Raw genomic sequence first — 19,297 nt, forward strand, 5'->3', positions numbered from 1 at the left:
CGAGCAGGTGATGGGCGCCCTGCAGAACATCCGCCAGGCGAGCCAGCAGACCGCCGCCGGCACCCGCGAGGTCGAGGCGGCCTCGGCCAACCTCACCGAGCTCGCAGGAGCCCTCATGGCCCTCGCCGAACGCTACCGGCACTAGGCGTCGTCCGGCGCAGGCCCCGGTGGCCGGGCTGAGCCATCGGCTCGCCCCGACGCCATCTCGTCCCGCCGTCGCCGCCGGGGGTCATCGGGGTCTGCTCGAATCCCGGGCGGCGGGCCCTGCCGCGTCGACGACCGGTGGCGGAGAGAAGGTCGGCGCTTTCGTCGCCCCCGGCCCTCGGGAACCTCGCGTCGCCGCGACCGGTTTTTCGCCTGGATCCGGCATGCAGCGAGATCGGGAGGCGACGATGGCAGTCAAGACGACGACGCGGAAGACGGTTCGGGCCGTGCTGGCGGCAGGCCTCATTCTCGGCTCGACCGGCGCCGTGCTCGCGCGCGGCGGCGGTGGAGGCGGTGGCAGCGACAGCGGCAGCGGCCTCTCGCCCTACGCGGCACTGAACGGCAACGACCGCTCGGCCGGCGTCAACAACGGCAACTACCGCGATCCGCGGCTCGATCCCTATCTCGGGGCGTACGGCGACGGCTATGGCCGTCCCGTTCAGGACCGCTACCGCCCGGTCCGCCGGCCGTATTACGGGACGCCCTACTGATCGGGCGGCGCAACCGTCTCACCCTAAGGTCGCCGTGACCTCGATCTCGAGCTTCATCTCGGGGCGCAGCAGGCCGGCGACGACGAGGAACGTCGCGGCCGGCCGGACCTGGGCCAGCACGCGGCCGCAGACCGCGAGCACCGCCTCGGCATCCGCCCGATCGGTGACGTAGTAGGTCGCCCGCACGATGCGCTCCAGGCCGGATCCGGCCTCGGCGAGCACCGATGCGATGGTCCGCCAGCACGCCTCGGCCTGCGCCGCGGCCTCCTCCGGCATCGTCATCGTCGCGTCATCGTAGCCGGTGGTGCCGGCGACGAACACGAAGCCGCCCGTCACGACCGCGCGCGAATAGCCGTAGGCGGCTTCGAACGGCGAGCCCGAGCCGATCAGGCGCCGGCTCACCGGCGCAACGCTTCCAGCACCTTCGCGCCCGGACGGCCGGTCTGCGGCATGCCGAGGCTGCGCTCGATCTCCTTGATCGCGTCGCGGGTCTTGGCGCCGACCTTGCCGTCCGGCTCGCCGACGTCGTAGCCGCGCGCCGTCAGCCGGGCCTGAAGGTCGCGGCGCTCGGCCCGCGACAGCGGCGGGTCGTCGGTCGGCCACTCCGCCTGGATGCCGGGCCGGCCGCGCAGGCGGTCGGAGAGCACGGCGATGGCGAGCCCGTAGGATTCGGCGGCGTTGTAGGAGTAGATCGCGTCGAAGTTCCTGGTGACGAGGAAGGCGGGCCCCTCGATCCCGGCCGGGATCATGATGCCGACGGGACCCTCGGCGGAGAGCGGGCGCCCGTCGATGCGCTTGACGCCGAGCGCGGCCCAGTGGCCGACCGGCTTCTTGTTCTTCCGCCCCGCGGCCCCGGCGTTGAAGCCGGCCGGCAGCTTGACCTCGTAGCCCCAGCCCTGGCCGTTCGACCACTTGGCGACGTGCAGGAAGTTCGCGGTCGAGCCGACGGCGTCGGGCACCGAGTCGACCACGTCGCGGCGGCCGTCGCCGTCGAGGTCGACGGCGAGGCGCTGGTAGGTCGTCGGCATGAACTGGGTCTGGCCGAAGGCGCCGGCCCAGGAGCCGGTGAGGCGGCCGGGCTCGATGTCGCCGCGGTCGATGATCTTCAGCGTCGCCATCAGCTCGCCGCGGAAGAAGTCGCGGCGGCGGTTGCCGGAGCAGGCCAGCGTCGCCAGCGACTGCACCAGCGGCATCTTGCCGAGGTTCTTGCCGAAGTTCGATTCCACGCCCCAGACCGCGGCGATGGTGAAGCGGTCGACGCCGTAGCGGGACTCGGCCTGCGCCAGGGCCTGCCCGTACTGGCGCATCGCCGCCTTGCCGTCGTCGACGCGCTCGTCGTCGACCAGGGCCGCCATGTAGTCCCAGTTCGGCGTCTTGAACTCGGGCTGCGCCTGGGAGAGCTCGATCACCTTGTCGTCGAAGCTGATCCCGTCGGTGGCGCTGCGGAACGCCTGCACCGACACGCCCTGCGCCGCCGCCTGCTGCTGCAGGCCGGCGAGGCAGGATTGGAAATCGGCCCGCGCGCCGGTCGCCGTGAGGCAGGCGAGGGCGAGCCACGGCAGGATCGGCCTGCGGGAGGATCGCTGCCAGGAGTCTCGCCGCATCGTCGTCGCTCGCATGGTGTCCGGGGCGCCGGAGCCTGATGAGGGAACGGTTAACGCAGGCTTAAGGCCGGATCGCGGTGCGGACGCTCCCCCGCGGTCCGGCCGCGCTCACGCCCAGCCGCGCGCGGCCAGCTTGTCCTCGTAGGCGTCGATCTTCGGGGCGCGCTTGAGGGTCAGGCCGATCTCGTCGAGGCCGTTGAGCAGGCTCTCCTTGCGGCCGGGATCGATGTCGAAGTGTAGCGTGCCGCCGTCCGGGCCCCGGATGGTCTGCGCTTCGAGGTCGACCGAGAGGGTGGCGTTGGCGCCGCGCTCGGCATCCTCGAACAGCTTCTCGAGGTCTTCCGGAGAGACCACGATCGCCAGGATGCCGTTCTTGGCGCAGTTGTTGAAGAAGATGTCGGCGAAGCTCGTCGAGATCACGCAGCGGATGCCGAAATCGGTCAGCGCCCAGGGCGCGTGCTCGCGCGACGAGCCGCAGCCGAAATTGTCGCCCGCCACCAGGATCCTGGCGTTGCGGTAGGCCGGCTGGTTGAGCACGAAGTCCGGGTTCTCCGAGCCGTCGTCCCGGTAGCGCATCTCGGCGAACAGCCCCTTGCCGAGGCCGGTGCGCTTGATCGTCTTGAGATACTGCTTCGGGATGATCCGGTCGGTGTCGACGTTGATGATCCGCATGGGCGCCGCGACGCCCTCCAGGGTGGTGAATTTTTCCATTGGTCTTGCCGTCTGTCGCGTTTCGCTCGGTGCCTGCCGGCACCCTAGCAGCGGCGTGCCACGGCCGGAAGGTTCAGGGCAGGTCCCCGGCGCGGAGGGCGCCGTCATGGATCGCCGACGCGACCAGGGCGCCCGCGACCCCGGCGCGACGGAGCGCGGCGAGGTCGTCCGGGCCACGCACGCCGCCGGCGGCGTAGATCCGGCGGCCGGGGGCCAGGCGCGCGGCGGCTTCCAGCCCGGCGAGGTCCGGCCCCGATCCGACGCCGATGCGGGCGAGCGTCATCACGATCACCTCCGGCGGCCAGTGGCGGGCATCCGCATGCAGGCCGGGCGGCCCGAGCCGGCTCGCGCCGCGGCTGTCGAGCGAGAGCACGGCCCGGTCGCCGAGGCGGACGACGAGGCCCTCGTCGGCCTGGCTCTCGCTGCCGATCACGGGGCGGCCGAGCCCGGCGGCGAGGAAGGCCTCGACCGTCGCCGCCTCTGCGAAGCCCGCATCGACCCAGAGGCCGATGCCGGGGCAGGCCCGCGCGATCGCCGCCAGCGCCCCGAGGTCGGGCGGGGCACGATCGACGATCGCGTCGAGGTCGGCGACGTAGAGCGTCCGCGCCGGGACCGCGGCGAGGAGGCCGCGGGCGATGTCGGCCGGCGCCGAGCCCTTTGCCAACGGGGTCTCGATCGGGGCATAGCTCTGTCGCTCGCCGGCGCGTGCCCGCACCACCCGCCCGTGGCGCAGGTCGATCACCGGAATCACCGCGAACGGCGTCGTCGCGCCCTCGCCCTCTGCGTCGCCCATCAGTGAGATCGCCCTTGCCCGCCGCGCATCCGCTTCCCCGCCCTGCCAGGACGATCGGATGGGATCTCGGCGGGGTGCACGTCAAGGCGGCGCTGGTCGAGGGCGGCATCGTCCGCGCGGTGGTGCAGGCGCCGTGCCCGCTCTGGCGCGGGCTGCCCGCCCTCGACGCCACCTTCGCCGGGCTGCCCGACTGGGCGCGGGGGGAGGCGGCGCACGCCGTGACGATGACCGGCGAGCTCACCGACTGCTTCGCCGACCGGACGGACGGCGTCGCGCAGCTCGCAGGCTGGGCGGCGACGCACCTGGCCGGCGAGGTCGCGATCTATGCCGGGCGCGCCGGCTTCGTCGCGCCGCGGGATGCGGAGCCGAACGCCGCGGAGATCGCCTCGGCGAACTGGCACGCCACCGCGGCCCTGCTCGGGCGGCACGTGCCCGACGCGCTGCTCGTCGACGTCGGCTCGACCACCGCCGACCTGATCCCGATCGTCGGAGGCCGCGCCGCCGCCGCCGGCTACAGCGACGCCGAGCGGCTGGAGACGGGGGAGCTCGTCTATACCGGCGTCGTGCGCACGCCGCTGCTGGCGCTTTCCGACCATGCGCCGTTCCGGGGCCGCCGCACCCGGCTGATGTCCGAGACCTTCGCGCACGCGGCCGACGTCCACCGCATCACCGGCGACCTTCGCGAGGGCGCCGACCAGCAGGCGAGCGGCGACGGCAAGGGCAAGTCGGTGCCCGAAAGCGAGACGCGCCTCGCCCGGATGATCGGCCGCGACCGCGGGGAGGGGACGGACGAGGACTGGCGGGCGCTTGCCGGCCACTTCGCCGAGGCGCAGCTGCGCCTGCTCCACGACGCGGCCGCCACCCTGCTCTCGCGCCCCGACATCCCGGCCGCGGCCCCCGTGATCGCCTGCGGCGCGGGCGCCTTCCTGGCCGACGCCCTCGCCCGGCGCCTCGGCCGGCGCTGCCTGCCCTTCACCGAGGTGCTGGCGGATCGCATCGCCGGCCGGCCAGACTGGGCCTCCACCTGCGGCCCGGCGCTCGCCGTCGCGCTGCTCTCCGCCGACACGCTGGTTTTGAAGGAAGACCGATGAGCGCCCTGAAGATCCTCGCCCGCGTCCTCACCGCCCGGGTCGGCCCGCATATCGAGCTCGCGCTCGCCACCGAGGACGGCGAGACCGTCAAGGTGCTGGCGACGCCCGACCAGATCGACCGGCTGATCGACGAGCTGGAGGACATGCTGCACGCGCCGGAGGGCCCGGAGGACGGCGAGCCGCCCGAGGCGGCGTGATCGACCGCGGGGCCAAGCCCTCTTCCATGGGGAGAGGGTTGGGGTGAGGGGCGTGACCGCTCCGGAAAACGCACGCCCCTCATCCTGTCCTCCCCCTGGGGGAAGGGACCCGCGCCACGTCAGGCTTCCGCCCGGCGCGACGTCAGCGCAGAAAATCCCCGAATGCCCGCGGGCTGTCGTCGGTCTTGATCTCGCGGGTCACCGTCAGCGTCCGCGCGTCGATGACCGAGAGCGTGTTCGAGCCCCAGTTGGCGACGATCACCGAGCGCCCGTCGGCGGTGGCGGCGATGCCCTCGGGGTGGTCGCCGACTTCGATCCGGGCCACGGGGGCGAGGGTGGCAGGATCGAACACCGTGACGGTACCGGAATACTGGTCGGTGACGAAGCCGCGCTCCCCCGTCAGGGCGATCACGTAGGGGCGCTGGCTGGTCTTCACCCGGCCGACCTCGCGCGCCGCGGCGAGGTCGATCACCGACACGTCGTCGCCGGTGACGTTGGCGGTGTAGGCGCGCTTGGCTTGCGCATCGAGGGTGATGCCGAAGGGATGATGGCCTACGGCGATCGTCCCGGTCTCGCGGCGGGTCGCGGCGTCGACCACCGAGACCGTGTCCGCCTCGCGGTTGGCCACCAGCAGCGTCGCGCCGTCCGGCGTCACCGCGATGCCCGACGGCGAGGCCCCGACCGCGATCTCGCCGTCGAGCCTGAGGCCCGCCTCACCCGGCACCAGCACGAACACCCGCTTGGCGTACCAGTCGGCGACGTAGACGGCGCCGCTCCTCGGGTTCGCCGCGATGCCGAGCGGGCCGCCCGGAAGGGCCAGCACCTGCGCGACCTTGCGCGCGGTCAGGTCGACGACGGCGATGCCCGGCGCGTCGGGGCAGGTCACGTAGGCGGTCCTGCGATCGGGGGAGAGCGCGATGCCGGCGGGCGAGCCGGCGACCGGGATGCGCTGCAGGATCGTGCCGGCCTCGAGATCGATCACGTCGACGGCGTTGTCGCCTTGCACCGTGACCACCGCCTCGGCGGCGCGCGCGGCGAGCGGCACGAGCCACAGGGCGAGGGCGAGCGAGAGGCCGGCGCGCAGCCGGCCTCCGCGTCGCGATGTGATCGAACGGCTCAAGAGCCCTTCTCGACCTGCGCCTTCAGCGCGTCGAGACCGGTGCGGTAGAGGCCGCGCACGGCCTTCTGCGAGGCCTCGTCGTTCAGCTCGGGCGGCGGATCGTTGTTCATGTAGCCGCGGTAGAACGCGCCGTCCCACGACACCTTCGACTTGCCGTCGCCGTCCGCCTCGACCTTGAGCGTGGACGAGTAATCGTTCACCGGCAGGGTCTTCACGTCGACCTTGGTGATCCGGTACGAGTAGCTCATCTTCTCGGCGGAGTACTTGTACAGGCTCTCCTCGACGGTGGCGCCGCCCTTGAGCGTGAGGACGCGGGTGGCCTTGTCGGGGGTGTTGCCCTCCTTGCCCTCGGTCTTCTCGACCAGCGGCAGCCAGCTCATGTCCTGGAAGTTGCCGATCACCTTCCAGACCTTGTCCGGGCTGGCGTTGATCTCGACGGTCTCCTCGACCTTCTTGCGGGTCGGGCCGTGGGCCTGGGCCGTGGTCGCCGCCACCGCGGCAATCACCACGGCGCTCGTGAGGGCCAGTCTTCTCATCATGGGCAGCTCGATCCTCATGGGGGTGTCACTCCTGATCCGCCGTCTCGTGCGGCGGCGGTGTCGGCGAGGATGCGGCCGTCCGTCCCGAGATGGGCGGCGACCTTGTCCTCGATCCAGTCCCAGGCCTCCCGCTCGCGCGGGCCGGCCGTCTTGGATATCGCGATGGCGAGATAGCGCATCTCGGCCATGACCTTGTCGGGCGTCAGCATGTGGAGCCGCGTCGAGAGGATCGCCGCCTCCAGCACCGCGGCCTGCGCCCGGTTGTAGCCGATGAACGGGGCGTGCGCCGCCGCGTGGACCTGGCGCCCGCGGTAGCGCGGCCGGGTCGGGTCGGCCTCGACCGCCGCGACCTCGAACTCGGCGTGGCCGAAGCTGTCGGCGAGGCGCCGGCCCGGGATGCGGTCGCACGCCACCGTCGGCCAGTCCCGGCGCCCGGTGACCGCGCCGGCGATCACCCGCACGTCGCGCGGGCTCGAGGCGCAGAAGCAGGGGTTGGCCTCGAGGTTGAGGATCGTCGGCGAGGGCCGGAATGGCGCCAGCACGTAGTCGTCGCCCTCCGCGATCAGGCCGAAGGGCACGAGGTGCAGGGCGCCCTCTCGCGAGAGCGTCGTGACGATCGTCTCGAGGATCAGCGGCACCGGCTCAGGCCTCCCCGGCCGGCACGAGCTTGCCGCAGACGAGCTTTTGCGCGGGCGCCCGGGGCGTTTCCGACACCGACGCCTCGGCCGCGGCCGCGTCCGGCGCGATGGTGCGGGGCGCCGAGGCGCCGGCCTCGGCCGGAACCTGCGCGTCGCGCGCGCCCTGCGGCGCGTCCGGGCCGGAATGCTTGGTATGGCCGGCCTTCTTGAAGGCGGTGGTGTCCTCGACCTCGGCGTCGGCGGCGCAGGCCCAGTCGAGCGGCTCGTCCTGCACGTAGCGCTTGCCTAAGCGCCACGCGGTCTCGGCCTTGGTCAGCTCGCCCCCGAGGTAGAACGCGTGGGCGCCGTCGCTGGCGACGTCGAGGTCGGTGAAGAAGGCCATCGCGTCGGTGCCGACCTTGTGGACGTCGCGGTTGTAGAGGTGGATCCCGTCCTCGGCGACCGCGATCCGGTAGTTCGGGTCGCGGACCTGCGCCGCCAGGGCCGCGATCTCGTCGGGCGTTTGCACGAAGGGACGCTTGTCGTGAAGTGCCAGAAGTGCCCGGCCGTAGCCCTTCGGCAGCGCGGCGTCGGCCTTGGCCGCGAACATCACCCGCCTCGCGGCATCGTGTTCCTCGACCGTGCGGCGGGTGTGGTTCGAGACCTGCACGATCAGGACGTTGCCGATCGACAGCTCCGAGCACATCCCGACGAGGAGCGCGGTGATCCCGAGGCTGTCGGCCTCCGTCAGCTCCGTGAGGTTGCCGGTGCCCATCATCATCGCGATGTCGGGCCAGCGCGCGCGGGTGGCGCGGTAGCGCGCGATCGAGTCGACGAAGCCGAAATGGATCGGCTCGAGGATCGGGTCGGCGATGAACGGGCGCCCTGCCTCCACCATCCGCGCGATCGCGCGGTCGAGGGAGGGCAGGTCGTCGGGCCGCATCGGCACCAGGATCGGCACCGCATCCGTCTCGAAGGCGAGGTCCAGCGTCTCCTCGTTGAGGCTGAGCAGGAAGTCGGCCCCGGCGGCCGCACCCCGGCGCAGCTCGTCGATCGAGAAGGAATCGACGCTGACCTTGAGGCCCTGCGCCTTCAGCCCGCGCACGCAATCCTCGAGATGCGGGAAATCGGTGTCCGGCAGGCCGCCGAGGTCGATCACGTCGGCGCCCCGGCGCGCCAGGTCCAGGCCCTTGGCCACCACCTCGGCGGCCGTCATCTTCGAGGCGTCGACGATCTCGGAGAAGATGCGAAGGTCGTGGCGCGACAGGTCGACCTTGCGGCCGGCGAGCCCGAGATGGGCCGGCAGGTCGACGATCTCGTCGGGGCCGCGCTCGACCGGCAGGCCGAAATGCGCGGCCAAGGCCTCCGGGTTCGCCCGGCAGCGCCCGGGCAGGATGATGCGGGTGGCGCCCTCGGGGAGGGTGACGCGGCGCTTGATGATCTCCTCGGTCATCAGCGCGGCGACCTTCACCCCGGAATCGGCGATGCTCCAGGCGAACCGCTCTGGGGGCAGGGCGCTCGCGACCTTCTCCAGCCGCGCGCGGGCGAGCTTGCCGGTGACGAAGACCAGGTGCTCGGGCGCGGCGCTCATGCGGCGGCCCGCGCGTGGACCGGCCGCGCGCCGGCGGGGCCGAGGATCGAGACCGCGCCGCAGTAGCGGCCGGCGAAGGCCGGGAACGCGGCATCGACGAGGCCGATCCGGGCGAGGTCGCACGCGTCGGCGCCCGCCGGGGCGTCGGCGGACTTCACCAGGATGCAGCGGGCGGCCTCGATCCGCGTCGCCGCCCAGAGCGCGAGGCTGTCGGAGGTCACGTCCCAGGATTCCGGGATGTCCGGATGGCCGGCGCGGAGGGCGATGGGGTCCCAGATAGCCGATACGGCGCTCTCCCTTCCCCCCTTGCGGGGGAGGGGGAAGGGAAGGAGGCGCGGCTCGATGGCGTGGAAACACCCCGCCATCCGGCTCATCGCATCGAGCGCGCGGCGATGCGCCTCCGCGTCGTCGAAGCCGAGACGCGCCTGGTCGAGCCGCACCGCGTCGGCGAAGGCGCCGCCGCCCGGCACGACGAGGCACGGGCCGAAGGCGCCGTCGGCGAGCGCGGCGAGCAGCGCTTGCAGGCGCGCCGGGTCGGCGCGGAGGCTGCCGCCGACCTTGACGACGGTGTGCACGCTCACGCCGCGTCTCGCGCGGCCGGCCGGCGGAGCGCCCGCACGGCCTCGGCGATCCGCTGCGCGTCGAGGGCGTTGCGGCGGTCGCCGTCGCGGCAGAGGCCGCCGCGGAAGCCGAGATAGTCCGGGCGGTGGGCGGCGAGGCCGAGGATGTCGTCGACGCGCAGCGACCCGGCGAGCCCCGACAGCAGCCCGGCGGCACGGGCCGCCGCGGTGAAGGCGGCCAGGCGCGCCCCGTCGATCAGGCCGGGCAGGCGGCGCCCGTCCTTGACCACCGTGTCGATCATCGCGCCGATGAAGCCCGCCGCCGCGAGCCGCGGCGCGCAGTCCGGCGCGGGGTCGTCCTCGGCGAACAGCACGGCGACGAGGCGGCCAGGCGCGGCCGCGCCGGCCGCGCGAAGGGAGGCGGGATCGGCGAGCCAGTCGGGGCGGACCGCGACCTTGACCCAGCCGACCCCGGTCTCCGCCATGGCGCGGATCGCGGCCTGCCGCTCCGCCGCCGCCGGCTCGCCGGCGACCGCGCTCGTGGCGGCGCGGCCGGCGGTGCGCGCGACGATGGCGCGAACGGTCTCCGGGGGGAGGGCGCCGAGCGCCCCGTTCTCCGGGTCCTTGGCGTCGATCAGGTCGGCCCCGGCGCGGATCGCGGCCTCGGCCTCGGCGGCGTCGCGGACGCTGACGAGGAGGCGGGGGAGGGGATTTGTCGGAAACGGAGGTGCGGACTCGGACACGGGCGACCTGAACGGGGACGGCTCGGGGGCGGCGCGGGCGCCGGACGACATCACGACTTGCCGGGCAGGGGCTCGGCGAGCAGGCGGTTCTTGACAATCCAGCGCATGGCATGCGTCCAGGTGTCGTCGGTGTCGGCCCGGATCACCACCTGCCCGCCGCGCACCACCTTGCCGGTGGCGGCGTCGGCGATGACGACGTTGAGGTTGAAGATCTGGCCCGACCCCTTCTCCACATAGCCGGTCACGGCGAGATCCGCACCCAGGGCCTTGGCGATCGGAGCGGCGCAGCCGTCGCACTTGTAGAGCGGCCCCTGCTTGCTCACCTCGGCCGCCTGCGGCGCGGTGTCGACGGGCTCCAGGCCGCCCTTGTCCTTGAGCGCGCCGCGCAGCTCGTCGGTGACTAGCGCGAGCTTGCGCGCCTCGTCGGGCCGGGCCTTGCGGCCGCCGACGACGCCCGGATCGAGCAGCTCGACCGGGAAGACCGCGGCCTTCGACGGCTCGGCCGCCGCCGCGCCCGGAGGGCAGGCGGCGAGCACGAGGGGAACCGCGAGGCGGCAGGCGCGAAGGGCGCCGTCGCGAAAGATCGTGCCGCGAAGGATCATGACGGAACTCCGGTCGGAGGCATCGGCGCCGGCCGCAACGCCGGCCGCATCCCGGCATAAGGTCGCGCGGCGGGGAATTTTGGCAATGATCGGCGCGCGCTTAACGTTTGAGTCCGCGCCCGGAATGCTGTTACGTCCCGCCCCCATGCACGCCTCCCTGCACGCCATCCTGCACGATCCTGCACGTTCCCTCGGTGCTGCGGTGCTGCTCGCCCTGGCGCTGGCCGGCCCGGCGGCAGCCCAGGAGCCCGCCGCCGCGCCGGCCGCGCCCGTGGAACCGGCCGCCACCCATGTCGGCCTGATCTACCGGCCGCAGCCCGCGCCGTCCTCCTACGACGCGGAGGCCGCGCCCGAGGACGAGGGCCTGGCCGGCGCGAAGATGGCCATCGCCGACAACAACACCACCGGCCGCTTCATCAAGCAGAGCTACGCCCTCGACGAGATCGCGCTCACCGAGGGGGGCCCGAGCGCGGTCGACGCGGCGAAGGCGCTGCTCGGCAAGGGCATCCGCTTCCTCGTCCTGGCGCTGCCGGCCGACGAGGTGCTCGCCGTCTCGGAGGCGGCACGCGCCGACGGCAAGGGCGCCGTGGTGCTGAACGCGGCGGCCCCCGACGACCGCCTGCGCGGTGCCGATTGCCGCAGGAACGTGTTCCACGTCGCCCCGAGCCGGGCGATGCAGACCGACGCGCTGGCGCAGTACCTCACCGTGATGCGCTGGCGGAAGCTGTTCCTGATCGTCGGCCCGACCGACGCGGACAAGCTCTATGCCGACGCGATGCGCAACTCGGCCAGGAAGTTCGCTCTCAAGATCACGGCGGAGAAGCCCTGGACCTTCGGGCCGCTGGCCAAGGCGCGCGGCGACACGCCGACCCGCGCCGAGGCGATGGTCTTCACCCGCGGGCTCGACTACGACATGGCGATCGTGGCCGACGAGGAGGCCGACTGGGGCGACTACGTCCCCTATCGCACCGTCGACCCGCGGCCCGTCGGCGGCACGCAGGGGCTCGTCGCCACCACCTGGTCGCCGGTGCTGGAGACCTGGGGCGCGGCTCAGGCGCAGAACCGCTTCCGGCGCCTGTCGGGCCGGCTGATGCGGCCGCTGGACTACCAGGTCTGGGCCGCGATCCGCGTCGTCGGCGATGCCGGGGCCGCCCGCAAGACCGCCGACCCGGCGGCACTGGCCGCCTACCTGAGCGATCCGGCCTTCGGCCTGCCGGCCTACAAGGGCGTGTCGCTGAGCTTCCGCCCCTGGGACCACCAGCTGCGCCAGCCGCTGATCGTGGTGCAGCCGAAGGCCCTGGTCTCGGTGGCGCCCGAGCAGGGCTTCCTGCACCAGCGCACGCCGCTCGACACCCTCGGGACCGACCTGCCCGAGACGACCTGCAAGTTCCAGTGAGCGCGCCGGGACGCACGAGGACGGCGTTCCGCCGCGTGAAGTCCGCAGCGCGGTTCCGTCGCCCTCGCCGCGGGCACGAAACGCACTACACTGTCGTCCGTCGGGATTTCGGCACCGCCAGAGTGCCAAGCTTGCCGCCAGGCCAGGGGGAGGATCGCGAATGGACCGCTGCGTGAGAGCAGGGTTGGGGCTCGCCGCGCTCGGCGCGGCGCTCCTGGCGTCGGTGCCGGCGCAGGCCTACACGGTCTACGTCTCCAATGAGAAGGGCAACTCGGTCAGCGTGATCGACACCGCGACGATGGCGGTGACGGCGACCTGGAAGGTCGGGCGCCGCCCCCGCGGCATCACCGTGAGCAAGGACGGCAAGGAGCTCTTCGTCTGCGCCAGCGACGACGACCGCATCGACGTGCTCGACACCGCCACCGGCAAGGTGGTGCGCTCGCTGCGCTCCGGCCCCGACCCCGAGCAGTTCATCCTCGATCGCAGCGGCAACCCGCTCTACGTCGCCAACGAGGACGACAGCCAGGTCACGATCATCGACATCGAGAAGAACAAGGTGCTCGCGGAGGTCCCCGTCGGCGTCGAGCCGGAGGGCATGGGCCTGTCGCCGGACGGCAAGATCCTGGTGAACACCTCCGAAACCACCAACATGGCCCACTTCATCGACACCAAGACCTTCCAGGTGATCGACAACGTGCTGGTCGACGCGCGCCCGCGCTTCGCCGAGTTCACGGCGGACGGCAAGTTCCTCTGGGTCTCGGCCGAGGTCGGCGGCACGGTCAGCGTGATCGACGTGGCGGCGCGGCGCGTGGTGAAGAAGATCACCTTCAAGATCCCGAGCGTGAACGACGAGGCGATCCAGCCGGTGGGCATCCGCATTACCCAGGACGGGACCAAGGCCTTCGTCGCCCTCGGGCCCGCCAACCGCATCGCGGTGATCGATGCCAAGACCTACGACGTGCAGAAGTACCTGCCGGTGGGCCAGCGGGTGTGGCAGCTCGCCTTCACGCCGGACCAGTCGCTGCTGTTCTCCACCAACGGCACCTCCAACGACGTCTCGGTGGTCGACGTGGCGGCCGAGAAGGTGGTCAAGAGCATCCCGGTCGGCCTGCTGCCCTGGGGCGTGGCGATCTCGCCGAACTGAGTTTTCGCAAGCACGACTGCCGCGAACGGCAGCGCGGGGGGGAACAGGATGACACGAGGTCTTCGATGGGCGGCGCTGGGGCTGGCGGCGATCCTGGCGGCCGGCCCGGCCGTCGCGCTCGATCTCACCAAGAAGCGCGAGACCCTGCCCGACCTCGTCCTCGGCAACGAGGAGGGCAACGACTTCGTCGTCGAGAACAAGGACATCGAGCTCGAATCCGGCAAGGCCTACCGGCTGCGGATCATCGCCAAGGGCCATCAGGAGTACAAGGTCTACGCGACCGAGTTCTTCCGCTACATCTGGTGGAACCAGATCGTCATAGAGCACAAGGAGATCCACGGCGGCGGCCCGCCGGATCACCTCGAGTTCGACGATCCGGGCGAGATCGCGATCGAGTTCGTGGCGATCAAGCCGGGCAAGTACACCTGGGAAGCCCGCGGCCTGGAGTCGAAGGGCGTCGCCGGCACGATCACAGTGAAATGATCCACGGTGGAATGATGCGGACGCTTCTTCTCGCCAGCCTCCTCTTGAGCACGCCGGCGCTGGCCGACGACAAGGCCGCCTGCGCGGACGGCATCGCCATGATCAGGGATGCGCTCGCGCAGAACCCGCACGAGGCGGCGCTGCCGAAGCTGAAAAAGGCCCTGCGCGTGGCCGAGCGCGAGCAGGGCGAGGGTGAGTTCGACGAGTGCCTCGACGCGGTCGGCGATGCCAGAAGGGTCCTCGGGCGATGAGCGAGGGCGCTCGGGCGATGGGTGCGGGCGGGCGTCCGGCGGGCGAGGCCCCGGCGCTGGAGGTGGCCGACGTCAGCCACAGCTTCGGCGCGCGCCGGGCGCTGTCGGACGTGTCGATCACCGTCGAGCGCGGGCGCTTCATGGCGCTGCTCGGGCCCAACGGTGCCGGCAAGACCACGCTGTTCTCCCTGATCACCCGGCTCTACAACAACCGCCACGGCCGGGTCGCGATCTTCGGCCACGCCCTCGACCGCGAGCCGTCGCGCGCGCTCGCCCGCCTCGGCGTGGTGTTCCAGGCACGGACCTTGGACACCGACCTCACCGTCGAGCAGAACCTGCTCTATCACGCGGCGCTTCACGGCATCGCGCGTAAAGCCGCCAAGGCGCGGATCGCGGTGCTGCTCGACCGGGTCGGGCTGGCGGACCGGCGCGCCGACAAGGTGCGGACGCTCTCCGGCGGCCAGTCGCGCCGCATCGAGATCGCGCGCTCGCTGGTCCACCATCCGAGCCTGCTGCTGCTCGACGAGCCCACCGTCGGCCTCGACCTCGAATCGCGGGCCGACATCGTCGCGATCGTCCGCGCGCTCGTGCGCGAGGAGGGGCTCTCGGTGCTGTGGGCGACCCACATCTTCGAGGAGATCGCGGCGGAGGACGACGCGGTGGTGCTGCACCGGGGCCGCATCGTCGCGCGCGGACGGGCCGGCACCATCGGCGGGGCCGACGAAACCCTCGAGGAGGCGTTCCGCCGGCTCGTGGCCGAGCCGGCCAAACCGGCGAGGGAGGCTGCATGAGCACGCCCATCGGCACGCCGACGGCGGTCGACGCCCGCACCGTGGCGGCGGACGCGACGCGCCCGCCCGCCCATCTCGGCCGGCTCGACGGGGTCGGCTACCTGATCTGCCTCGGCGGCATCGTCCGGCGCGAGCTGTTGCGCTTCTTCAACCAGAAGGAGCGGTTCTTCTCGGCGCTGGTGCGGCCGCTGGTATGGCTGTTCATTTTCGCGGCGGGCTTCCGCAACACCCTCGGCGTGTCGATCGAGCCGCCGTACCAGACCTACGTGCTCTACGAGGTCTACGTGGTGCCGGGGCTGGCGGTGATGATCCAGCTGTTCAACGGCATGCAATCCTCGCTCTCGATGGTCTACGACCGCGAGGTCGGCTCGATGAAGGTGCTGCTGACGAGCCCGTATCCGCGCTGGCTGCTGCTGCTCGCCAAGCTGATCGCCGGCGTCACCGTCTCGGTGGTGCAGGCCTATGCCTTCCTGGCCATCGCCTGGTTCTGGGACCTCGACATCCCGGCCGTCGGCTACCTCGCGGCCCTGCCGGCATTCATCGCCGCCGGGCTGATGCTCGGCTCGATCGGCCTGCTGCTGTCGTCGATGGTCAAGCAGCTCGAGAACTTCGCCAGCGTGATGAACTTCGTGATCTTCCCGATGTTCTTCGCCTCGTCGGCGCTCTACCCGCTCTGGCGCATCCGCGAATCCTCGGAGACGCTGTACTGGATCTGCCAGTGCAATCCCTTCACCCACGCCGTCCAGCTCGTGCGCTTCGCCCTCTACGGGCAGTTCGAGCCGGTCTCGTGCGCGGTCGTGCTCGGCGTGACCCTCGCCTTCTTCACCCTCGCCGTCGTCGCCTACGATCCCGGCCGCGGCATCATGGCCCGGCGCGGCGGCCCGGCCGGAGACCCGTCATGATCGCTTCCCGCTTCTGCTCCCTCGCCGCCCTCGGCCTCGCCCTGGCCGGCCTCGCCGCGCCCGCGCTGGCGCAGCCCAGGACCGACCCGGACTGGCCCTGCGTCCAGCGCAAGGTCGCGACCCTGAGCCCCGGCCAGTTCTGGACCGGGCCGGACATCGCCGCCGCCGGCGCCTGGGGCGACGACAACGACGCCGCGGTACTGGCGCAGAAGCTCGCCTCCCGCCGGACCGAGCTCACCGAGGTCGATCCGCTGATCGACGCCTACGTCGCCAAGGTGCCGGCGGCCGACAAGGCCAAGGGCCTCGCCCACGTCTATGCGGGCGTGTTCGAGGTCATCAACGGCGAGCGCGACAAGGTGATGGGCGGGATCGCGCGCTACGCGCAGGGACAGCGCCGCATGGCCGAGCGCATCCGCGACGAGGCCGACACCATCAGCCAGACCAAGGACGGCCCGAGCGCGGCCGACGCCCGCGAGGTCTCGAAGGAGCAATCCGACATCGAGACCAAGTTCGCCTGGGATCGCCGCATCTTCCAGGAGCGCAGCCAGTCGCTGACTTACGTCTGCGAGGTGCCGCAGCTCCTGGAGCAGCGCCTCGGCGAGATCGCCAAGAAGATCCAGGCCAGGCTCTGACGCCGCCCGGCGACCCGGAACCGGGTTGCCGAATCGTCCCGGGCAGCATTGCCGAACACTCCCTAAGCCTTTGATGAGACATAGAAAATCTGTTGCACGCGGACCACGGGTCATCCGTTTCCGTGCGTAACGGCCCCGTGAGCGGCGTTTTCCGCCGGATCACGGTCGTCCCGCGATTGTCCGATCTCGACGCGCCTTGCATGAGTGCTGGGCAAGCCCGCCGCAGAGGGGGCACGCTGTTCGACGGTTCGGGGTTGGGGAATGACAATGCGGGCGCTTCGCGGAAGCCTGATCGCCTCGGTGGCATTGCTGCCGGGTGCAGCCTACGCACAGAGTTCGGTGACGCTGTCGGAGATCAGCGTCGTGGCGACGACCCCGGTCGGCGGGTCGGGCTCGGGCAGCACGCTGGCCGCCCCGCCGCTCGGCGCGACCCCGGTCGTGTCGCCGAGCGCGGCGCCGCTCTCCTCCGCCGGCCTGCCGCGCCTGCGCGGCGGCGAGCAGCCGCTCTGCAAGATCCCGAGCACGGTCGAGACCGTCACGGCGGCCGACCTCGACATCGATCGCGGCACCTTCAACGCGGTGGCCACGCTGGCGCGGCGCACGCCCGGCCTCAACCTGTCGGATTCGCAGGGCAACTCCAACCGCACCGACGTGAACTACCGCGGCTTCACCGCCTCGCCGGTGCAGGGCGTGCCGCAGGGCCTGGCCGTCTACCAGAACGGCGTGCGCATCAACGAGGCCTTCGGCGACACCGTCCAGTTCGACCTGATCCCGCCGACGGCGATCCAGCGCATCGACATCGTCACCGGCAACCCGGTGTTCGGCCTCAACGCCATCGGCGGCGCGGTCAACATCCAGATGAAGAACGGCTTCACCTGGCAGGGCACGGAGGTCACCGCGCTCGGCGGCTCGGACGGCCGCATCGCCGGCTCGCTCGAGTACGGCAAGGTGATCGGGCCGTGGAGCTTCTACTTCAACGGCGACGGCCTCAACGACCGCGGATGGCGCTACGAGAGCCCGTCGACGATCGGGCGCCTCTACACCGACCTCGGCTACCGCACCCTCGATTCCGAGTTCCACCTGATCGGCAACTTCGCGCGGACCTTCTTCGGCGCGGCCGCCGCGACCCCGGTGGACTTCACCCATGTCGACCCGCGGGCGATCTTCACCTTCCCGCAGACCACCACGACCGAGATGGGCACCATGCAGGTGACCGGCCGCGTCGACATCTCGCCGACCTGGGATCTCGCCGGAAACGCCTATTTCCGCCGCTTCAGCAACACCTACGTCGACGGCAACGACGGCAACTTCGAGAACTGCAGCCGCCAGTCGAGCAACCGCGGCTTCCTCTGCTTCGAGGATGACGGCTTCGCCCAGGCGCCGGGACAGTCCAATCTCGCCTTCCGCAACCAGTTCACCATCCTCGGCGCCAACAACCGGCGCATCCCCTTCACCCCGAACGTGCCCTACGGCACGCTGGACGTGACCAAGACCGAGGCGACGAGCTACGGCGGCTCGCTCCAGGCGGCCAACCGCGACAAGATCTTCGGCTTCGGCAACAGCTTCGTCGTCGGCGGCAGCATCGACGTCGCCGACTTCAGCTTCAAGTCGTCGAGCACGCTGGGCGTCATCAACCCGGATCTGCGGGTGACCACCGATCCGAACAACCCGTACTACGGCACCATCCCCGGCCTCGGCACGACGCAGCTGCGGACCGCGGCCGCGCTCGGCATCGCGCCCTCGAACGTCATCGGCTCGAACCTCTACATGGGCCTCTACGCGACGGACACGTTCGACGTGACCGACGCGCTGTCGCTCACGGCCGGGGCGCGCCTGAACTTCGCCCGCCTCACGACGACCGACCAGACCGGCTTCTCGCCGGACGTGAACGGGACCTACTACTACAACAAGATCAACCCGGTGGCGGGCCTGACCTACCGCTTCACCCCGGGCCTGTCGCTCTACGGCGGCTACTCGGAATCGAACCGCGCGCCGACGCCGCTCGAGACCGCCTGCTCCAACCCGGACCGGCCCTGCCTGCTGCCGAACTCGCTCGTCGCCGACCCGCCGCTCAAGCAGGTCACCGCACAGACCTACGAGGTCGGCATCCGCGGCCAGATCCCGAACGTCTACGAGGGCGGCCTCGTGACCTACAAGGTCGGCGCCTTCCGCACCGATCTCGCCAACGACATCATCCAGCTCGCGACCCCCGGCAACGCGGCGCGCGGCTACTTCGTCAACGTGCCGGCGACCCAGCGGCAGGGCATCGAGGTCGCGGCCGACTACACCCGCGGCGACCTCTCGGTCTACGCCAACTACGCCCTGATCGACGCCACCTTCCAGTTCAACGGAACCCTGTCCTCGCCCAACAACCCCCTGGCCGACGACGGCGCCATCGCCGTGACCCGCGGCAACCAGGTGCCGCTGATCCCCAACCACCAGTTCAAGGTCGGCTTCGACTACCTCGTCCTGCCGGGCTGGCGCTTCGGCATGAACCTCCAGGCCTTCTCCTCCGCCTATTATCGCGGCGACGAGTCGAACCTGAACCCGAAGCTGCCGGCCTACCTCGTGCTCGGCCTCAACACCACCTACCAAGTCACGCCGAACCTTCAGGTTTTCGGCCTGATCACCAACCTGACCAACAACCGCTACGCCAACTTCGGCACCTTCGCCGAGCGTGGGCCCGTCGCCGGCAACCTCACCATCAACGATCCGCGCACGACGACGCTGGCGCAGCCGCTCTCGATCTACGGCGGCATCCGCTACGCCTTCGGCCCCGATCCGGTCCCGATGGCGGAGCCGATCATCCGCAAGTACTGACCGCGCGGATCGATT

22 protein-coding genes are annotated in these 19,297 nt (G+C 71.5%); 11 read left to right on the plus strand and 11 right to left on the minus strand.

What is annotated here, in order from left to right; translation table 11 throughout:
• The first annotated feature begins 392 nt into the window (after nt 1-392).
• A complete protein-coding gene (locus tag MKK68_RS05520) occupies nt 393-695 on the plus strand; it encodes a hypothetical protein (RefSeq protein WP_243948519.1) in 303 nt (100 codons plus the stop codon).
• 18 nt (nt 696-713) lie between these two features.
• Here MKK68_RS05520 and MKK68_RS05525 read toward each other — a convergent pair whose 3' ends face one another.
• From MKK68_RS05525 to MKK68_RS05540, 4 genes are all read right to left on the minus strand, one after another.
• The gene (locus MKK68_RS05525) at nt 714-1,097 is read right to left on the minus strand and encodes a RidA family protein (protein ID WP_244029221.1); all 384 of its coding nucleotides are present in this window, start codon (nt 1,095-1,097) and stop codon (nt 714-716) included.
• The gene (locus tag MKK68_RS05530) at nt 1,094-2,299 is read right to left on the minus strand and encodes a lytic murein transglycosylase (RefSeq protein ID WP_244029223.1); all 1,206 of its coding nucleotides are present in this window, start codon (nt 2,297-2,299) and stop codon (nt 1,094-1,096) included. Before MKK68_RS05530 ends, MKK68_RS05525 begins: the two co-directional genes overlap by 4 nt.
• Before the next feature lie 108 nt (nt 2,300-2,407).
• Nucleotides 2,408-3,010 carry a 3-isopropylmalate dehydratase small subunit gene (leuD, locus tag MKK68_RS05535; RefSeq protein WP_147729235.1) on the minus strand — a complete coding sequence of 201 codons (603 nt, stop codon included), beginning with the start codon at nt 3,008-3,010 and terminating at the stop codon, nt 2,408-2,410.
• A 73-nt stretch (nt 3,011-3,083) separates the two neighbouring features.
• Nucleotides 3,084-3,803 carry a HisA/HisF-related TIM barrel protein gene (locus MKK68_RS05540; protein WP_243938919.1) on the minus strand — a complete coding sequence of 240 codons (720 nt, stop codon included), beginning with the start codon at nt 3,801-3,803 and terminating at the stop codon, nt 3,084-3,086.
• Nucleotides 3,804-3,817: 14 nt separating this feature from the next.
• Between MKK68_RS05540 and MKK68_RS05545 the strand changes: the two genes are divergently transcribed.
• Complete coding sequence (locus MKK68_RS05545) at nt 3,818-4,894, plus strand: hydantoinase/oxoprolinase family protein (protein ID WP_244029225.1); 1,077 nt, start codon at nt 3,818-3,820, stop codon at nt 4,892-4,894.
• The gene (locus MKK68_RS05550) at nt 4,891-5,091 is read left to right on the plus strand and encodes a hypothetical protein (protein WP_147729338.1); all 201 of its coding nucleotides are present in this window, start codon (nt 4,891-4,893) and stop codon (nt 5,089-5,091) included. The genes MKK68_RS05545 and MKK68_RS05550 overlap by 4 nt, the downstream gene beginning before the upstream one ends.
• A 142-nt stretch (nt 5,092-5,233) precedes the next feature.
• Here the strand turns inward: MKK68_RS05550 and MKK68_RS05555 are convergent, their stop codons facing one another.
• The 7 genes from MKK68_RS05555 to MKK68_RS05585 are packed head-to-tail and all read right to left on the minus strand — an operon-like array spanning nt 5,234 to nt 10,863.
• Entirely contained in the window at nt 5,234-6,175 is a 942-nt protein-coding gene (locus MKK68_RS05555; protein ID WP_244029311.1) for a YncE family protein, read from the minus strand.
• 32 nt (nt 6,176-6,207) lie between these two features.
• Nucleotides 6,208-6,747 carry an SRPBCC family protein gene (locus MKK68_RS05560; RefSeq protein WP_243938988.1) on the minus strand — a complete coding sequence of 180 codons (540 nt, stop codon included), beginning with the start codon at nt 6,745-6,747 and terminating at the stop codon, nt 6,208-6,210.
• A gap of 17 nt (nt 6,748-6,764) precedes the next feature.
• Entirely contained in the window at nt 6,765-7,388 is a 624-nt protein-coding gene (locus MKK68_RS05565; RefSeq protein WP_147729340.1) for a DUF447 domain-containing protein, read from the minus strand.
• Nucleotides 7,389-7,392: 4 nt separating this feature from the next.
• A complete protein-coding gene (locus tag MKK68_RS05570) occupies nt 7,393-8,958 on the minus strand; it encodes a DUF6513 domain-containing protein (protein WP_147859777.1) in 1,566 nt (521 codons plus the stop codon).
• Entirely contained in the window at nt 8,955-9,533 is a 579-nt protein-coding gene (locus tag MKK68_RS05575; RefSeq protein ID WP_244029312.1) for a uridylate kinase, read from the minus strand. The genes MKK68_RS05570 and MKK68_RS05575 overlap by 4 nt, the downstream gene beginning before the upstream one ends.
• Before the next feature lie 2 nt (nt 9,534-9,535).
• Complete coding sequence (locus MKK68_RS05580; protein ID WP_244029226.1) at nt 9,536-10,261, minus strand: (5-formylfuran-3-yl)methyl phosphate synthase; 726 nt, start codon at nt 10,259-10,261, stop codon at nt 9,536-9,538.
• Between the two features lie 50 nt (nt 10,262-10,311).
• Complete coding sequence (locus MKK68_RS05585) at nt 10,312-10,863, minus strand: DUF3280 domain-containing protein (protein ID WP_244029228.1); 552 nt, start codon at nt 10,861-10,863, stop codon at nt 10,312-10,314.
• A gap of 145 nt (nt 10,864-11,008) precedes the next feature.
• Between MKK68_RS05585 and MKK68_RS05590 the strand changes: the two genes are divergently transcribed.
• The 8 genes from MKK68_RS05590 (at nt 11,009) to MKK68_RS05625 (ending at nt 19,282) form a co-directional block, all read left to right on the plus strand.
• The gene (locus tag MKK68_RS05590; protein ID WP_244029230.1) at nt 11,009-12,259 is read left to right on the plus strand and encodes an ABC transporter substrate-binding protein; all 1,251 of its coding nucleotides are present in this window, start codon (nt 11,009-11,011) and stop codon (nt 12,257-12,259) included.
• A gap of 160 nt (nt 12,260-12,419) precedes the next feature.
• Nucleotides 12,420-13,403 (plus strand): YVTN family beta-propeller repeat protein, encoded by a 984-nt coding sequence (locus MKK68_RS05595; RefSeq protein ID WP_244029231.1) that lies wholly within the window; start codon nt 12,420-12,422, stop codon nt 13,401-13,403.
• Nucleotides 13,404-13,451: 48 nt separating this feature from the next.
• Nucleotides 13,452-13,886 (plus strand): hypothetical protein, encoded by a 435-nt coding sequence (locus tag MKK68_RS05600; protein WP_147728360.1) that lies wholly within the window; start codon nt 13,452-13,454, stop codon nt 13,884-13,886.
• A gap of 14 nt (nt 13,887-13,900) precedes the next feature.
• On the plus strand, nt 13,901-14,137 hold the full coding sequence (locus MKK68_RS05605; RefSeq protein WP_244029314.1) for a hypothetical protein: 237 nt from the start codon (nt 13,901-13,903) through the stop codon (nt 14,135-14,137).
• A gap of 17 nt (nt 14,138-14,154) precedes the next feature.
• Nucleotides 14,155-14,928, plus strand: a complete 774-nt coding sequence (locus tag MKK68_RS05610) for an ABC transporter ATP-binding protein (RefSeq protein WP_405044378.1) — start codon at nt 14,155-14,157, stop codon at nt 14,926-14,928.
• A complete protein-coding gene (locus MKK68_RS05615) occupies nt 14,925-15,830 on the plus strand; it encodes an ABC transporter permease (RefSeq protein ID WP_187274887.1) in 906 nt (301 codons plus the stop codon). The genes MKK68_RS05610 and MKK68_RS05615 overlap by 4 nt, the downstream gene beginning before the upstream one ends.
• Nucleotides 15,827-16,462, plus strand: coding sequence for a hypothetical protein (locus tag MKK68_RS05620; protein WP_244029233.1), 636 nt, complete (start codon nt 15,827-15,829; stop codon nt 16,460-16,462). Before MKK68_RS05615 ends, MKK68_RS05620 begins: the two co-directional genes overlap by 4 nt.
• A 267-nt stretch (nt 16,463-16,729) precedes the next feature.
• Nucleotides 16,730-19,282 (plus strand): TonB-dependent receptor domain-containing protein, encoded by a 2,553-nt coding sequence (locus MKK68_RS05625; RefSeq protein WP_409567173.1) that lies wholly within the window; start codon nt 16,730-16,732, stop codon nt 19,280-19,282.
• The last annotated feature ends 15 nt before the right edge of the window (nt 19,283-19,297 follow it).

This window comes from Methylobacterium sp. E-016 (assembly GCF_022829745.1).
Lineage (GTDB): Bacteria > Pseudomonadota > Alphaproteobacteria > Rhizobiales > Beijerinckiaceae > Methylobacterium.

Excerpts from the sequence above, each read along its gene's own strand:
- MKK68_RS05600 (WP_147728360.1), top strand. The coding sequence starts at position 13,452 with ATGACACGAGGTCTTCGATGGGCGGCGCTGGGGCTGGCGGCGATCCTG.
- MKK68_RS05605 (WP_244029314.1), top strand. The coding sequence starts at position 13,901 with ATGCGGACGCTTCTTCTCGCCAGCCTCCTCTTGAGCACGCCGGCGCTG.
- MKK68_RS05560 (WP_243938988.1), bottom strand. The coding sequence starts at position 6,747 with ATGAGAAGACTGGCCCTCACGAGCGCCGTGGTGATTGCCGCGGTGGCG.
- leuD (WP_147729235.1), bottom strand. The coding sequence starts at position 3,010 with ATGGAAAAATTCACCACCCTGGAGGGCGTCGCGGCGCCCATGCGGATC.
- MKK68_RS05585 (WP_244029228.1), bottom strand. The coding sequence starts at position 10,863 with ATGATCCTTCGCGGCACGATCTTTCGCGACGGCGCCCTTCGCGCCTGC.
- MKK68_RS05540 (WP_243938919.1), bottom strand. The coding sequence starts at position 3,803 with ATGGGCGACGCAGAGGGCGAGGGCGCGACGACGCCGTTCGCGGTGATT.
- MKK68_RS05620 (WP_244029233.1), top strand. The coding sequence starts at position 15,827 with ATGATCGCTTCCCGCTTCTGCTCCCTCGCCGCCCTCGGCCTCGCCCTG.
- MKK68_RS05590 (WP_244029230.1), top strand. The coding sequence starts at position 11,009 with ATGCACGCCTCCCTGCACGCCATCCTGCACGATCCTGCACGTTCCCTC.
- MKK68_RS05550 (WP_147729338.1), top strand. The coding sequence starts at position 4,891 with ATGAGCGCCCTGAAGATCCTCGCCCGCGTCCTCACCGCCCGGGTCGGC.
- MKK68_RS05610 (WP_405044378.1), top strand. The coding sequence starts at position 14,155 with ATGGGTGCGGGCGGGCGTCCGGCGGGCGAGGCCCCGGCGCTGGAGGTG.
- MKK68_RS05520 (WP_243948519.1), top strand. The coding sequence starts at position 393 with ATGGCAGTCAAGACGACGACGCGGAAGACGGTTCGGGCCGTGCTGGCG.
- MKK68_RS05595 (WP_244029231.1), top strand. The coding sequence starts at position 12,420 with ATGGACCGCTGCGTGAGAGCAGGGTTGGGGCTCGCCGCGCTCGGCGCG.
- MKK68_RS05530 (WP_244029223.1), bottom strand. The coding sequence starts at position 2,299 with ATGCGGCGAGACTCCTGGCAGCGATCCTCCCGCAGGCCGATCCTGCCG.
- MKK68_RS05570 (WP_147859777.1), bottom strand. The coding sequence starts at position 8,958 with ATGAGCGCCGCGCCCGAGCACCTGGTCTTCGTCACCGGCAAGCTCGCC.
- MKK68_RS05615 (WP_187274887.1), top strand. The coding sequence starts at position 14,925 with ATGAGCACGCCCATCGGCACGCCGACGGCGGTCGACGCCCGCACCGTG.
- MKK68_RS05625 (WP_409567173.1), top strand. The coding sequence starts at position 16,730 with ATGCGGGCGCTTCGCGGAAGCCTGATCGCCTCGGTGGCATTGCTGCCG.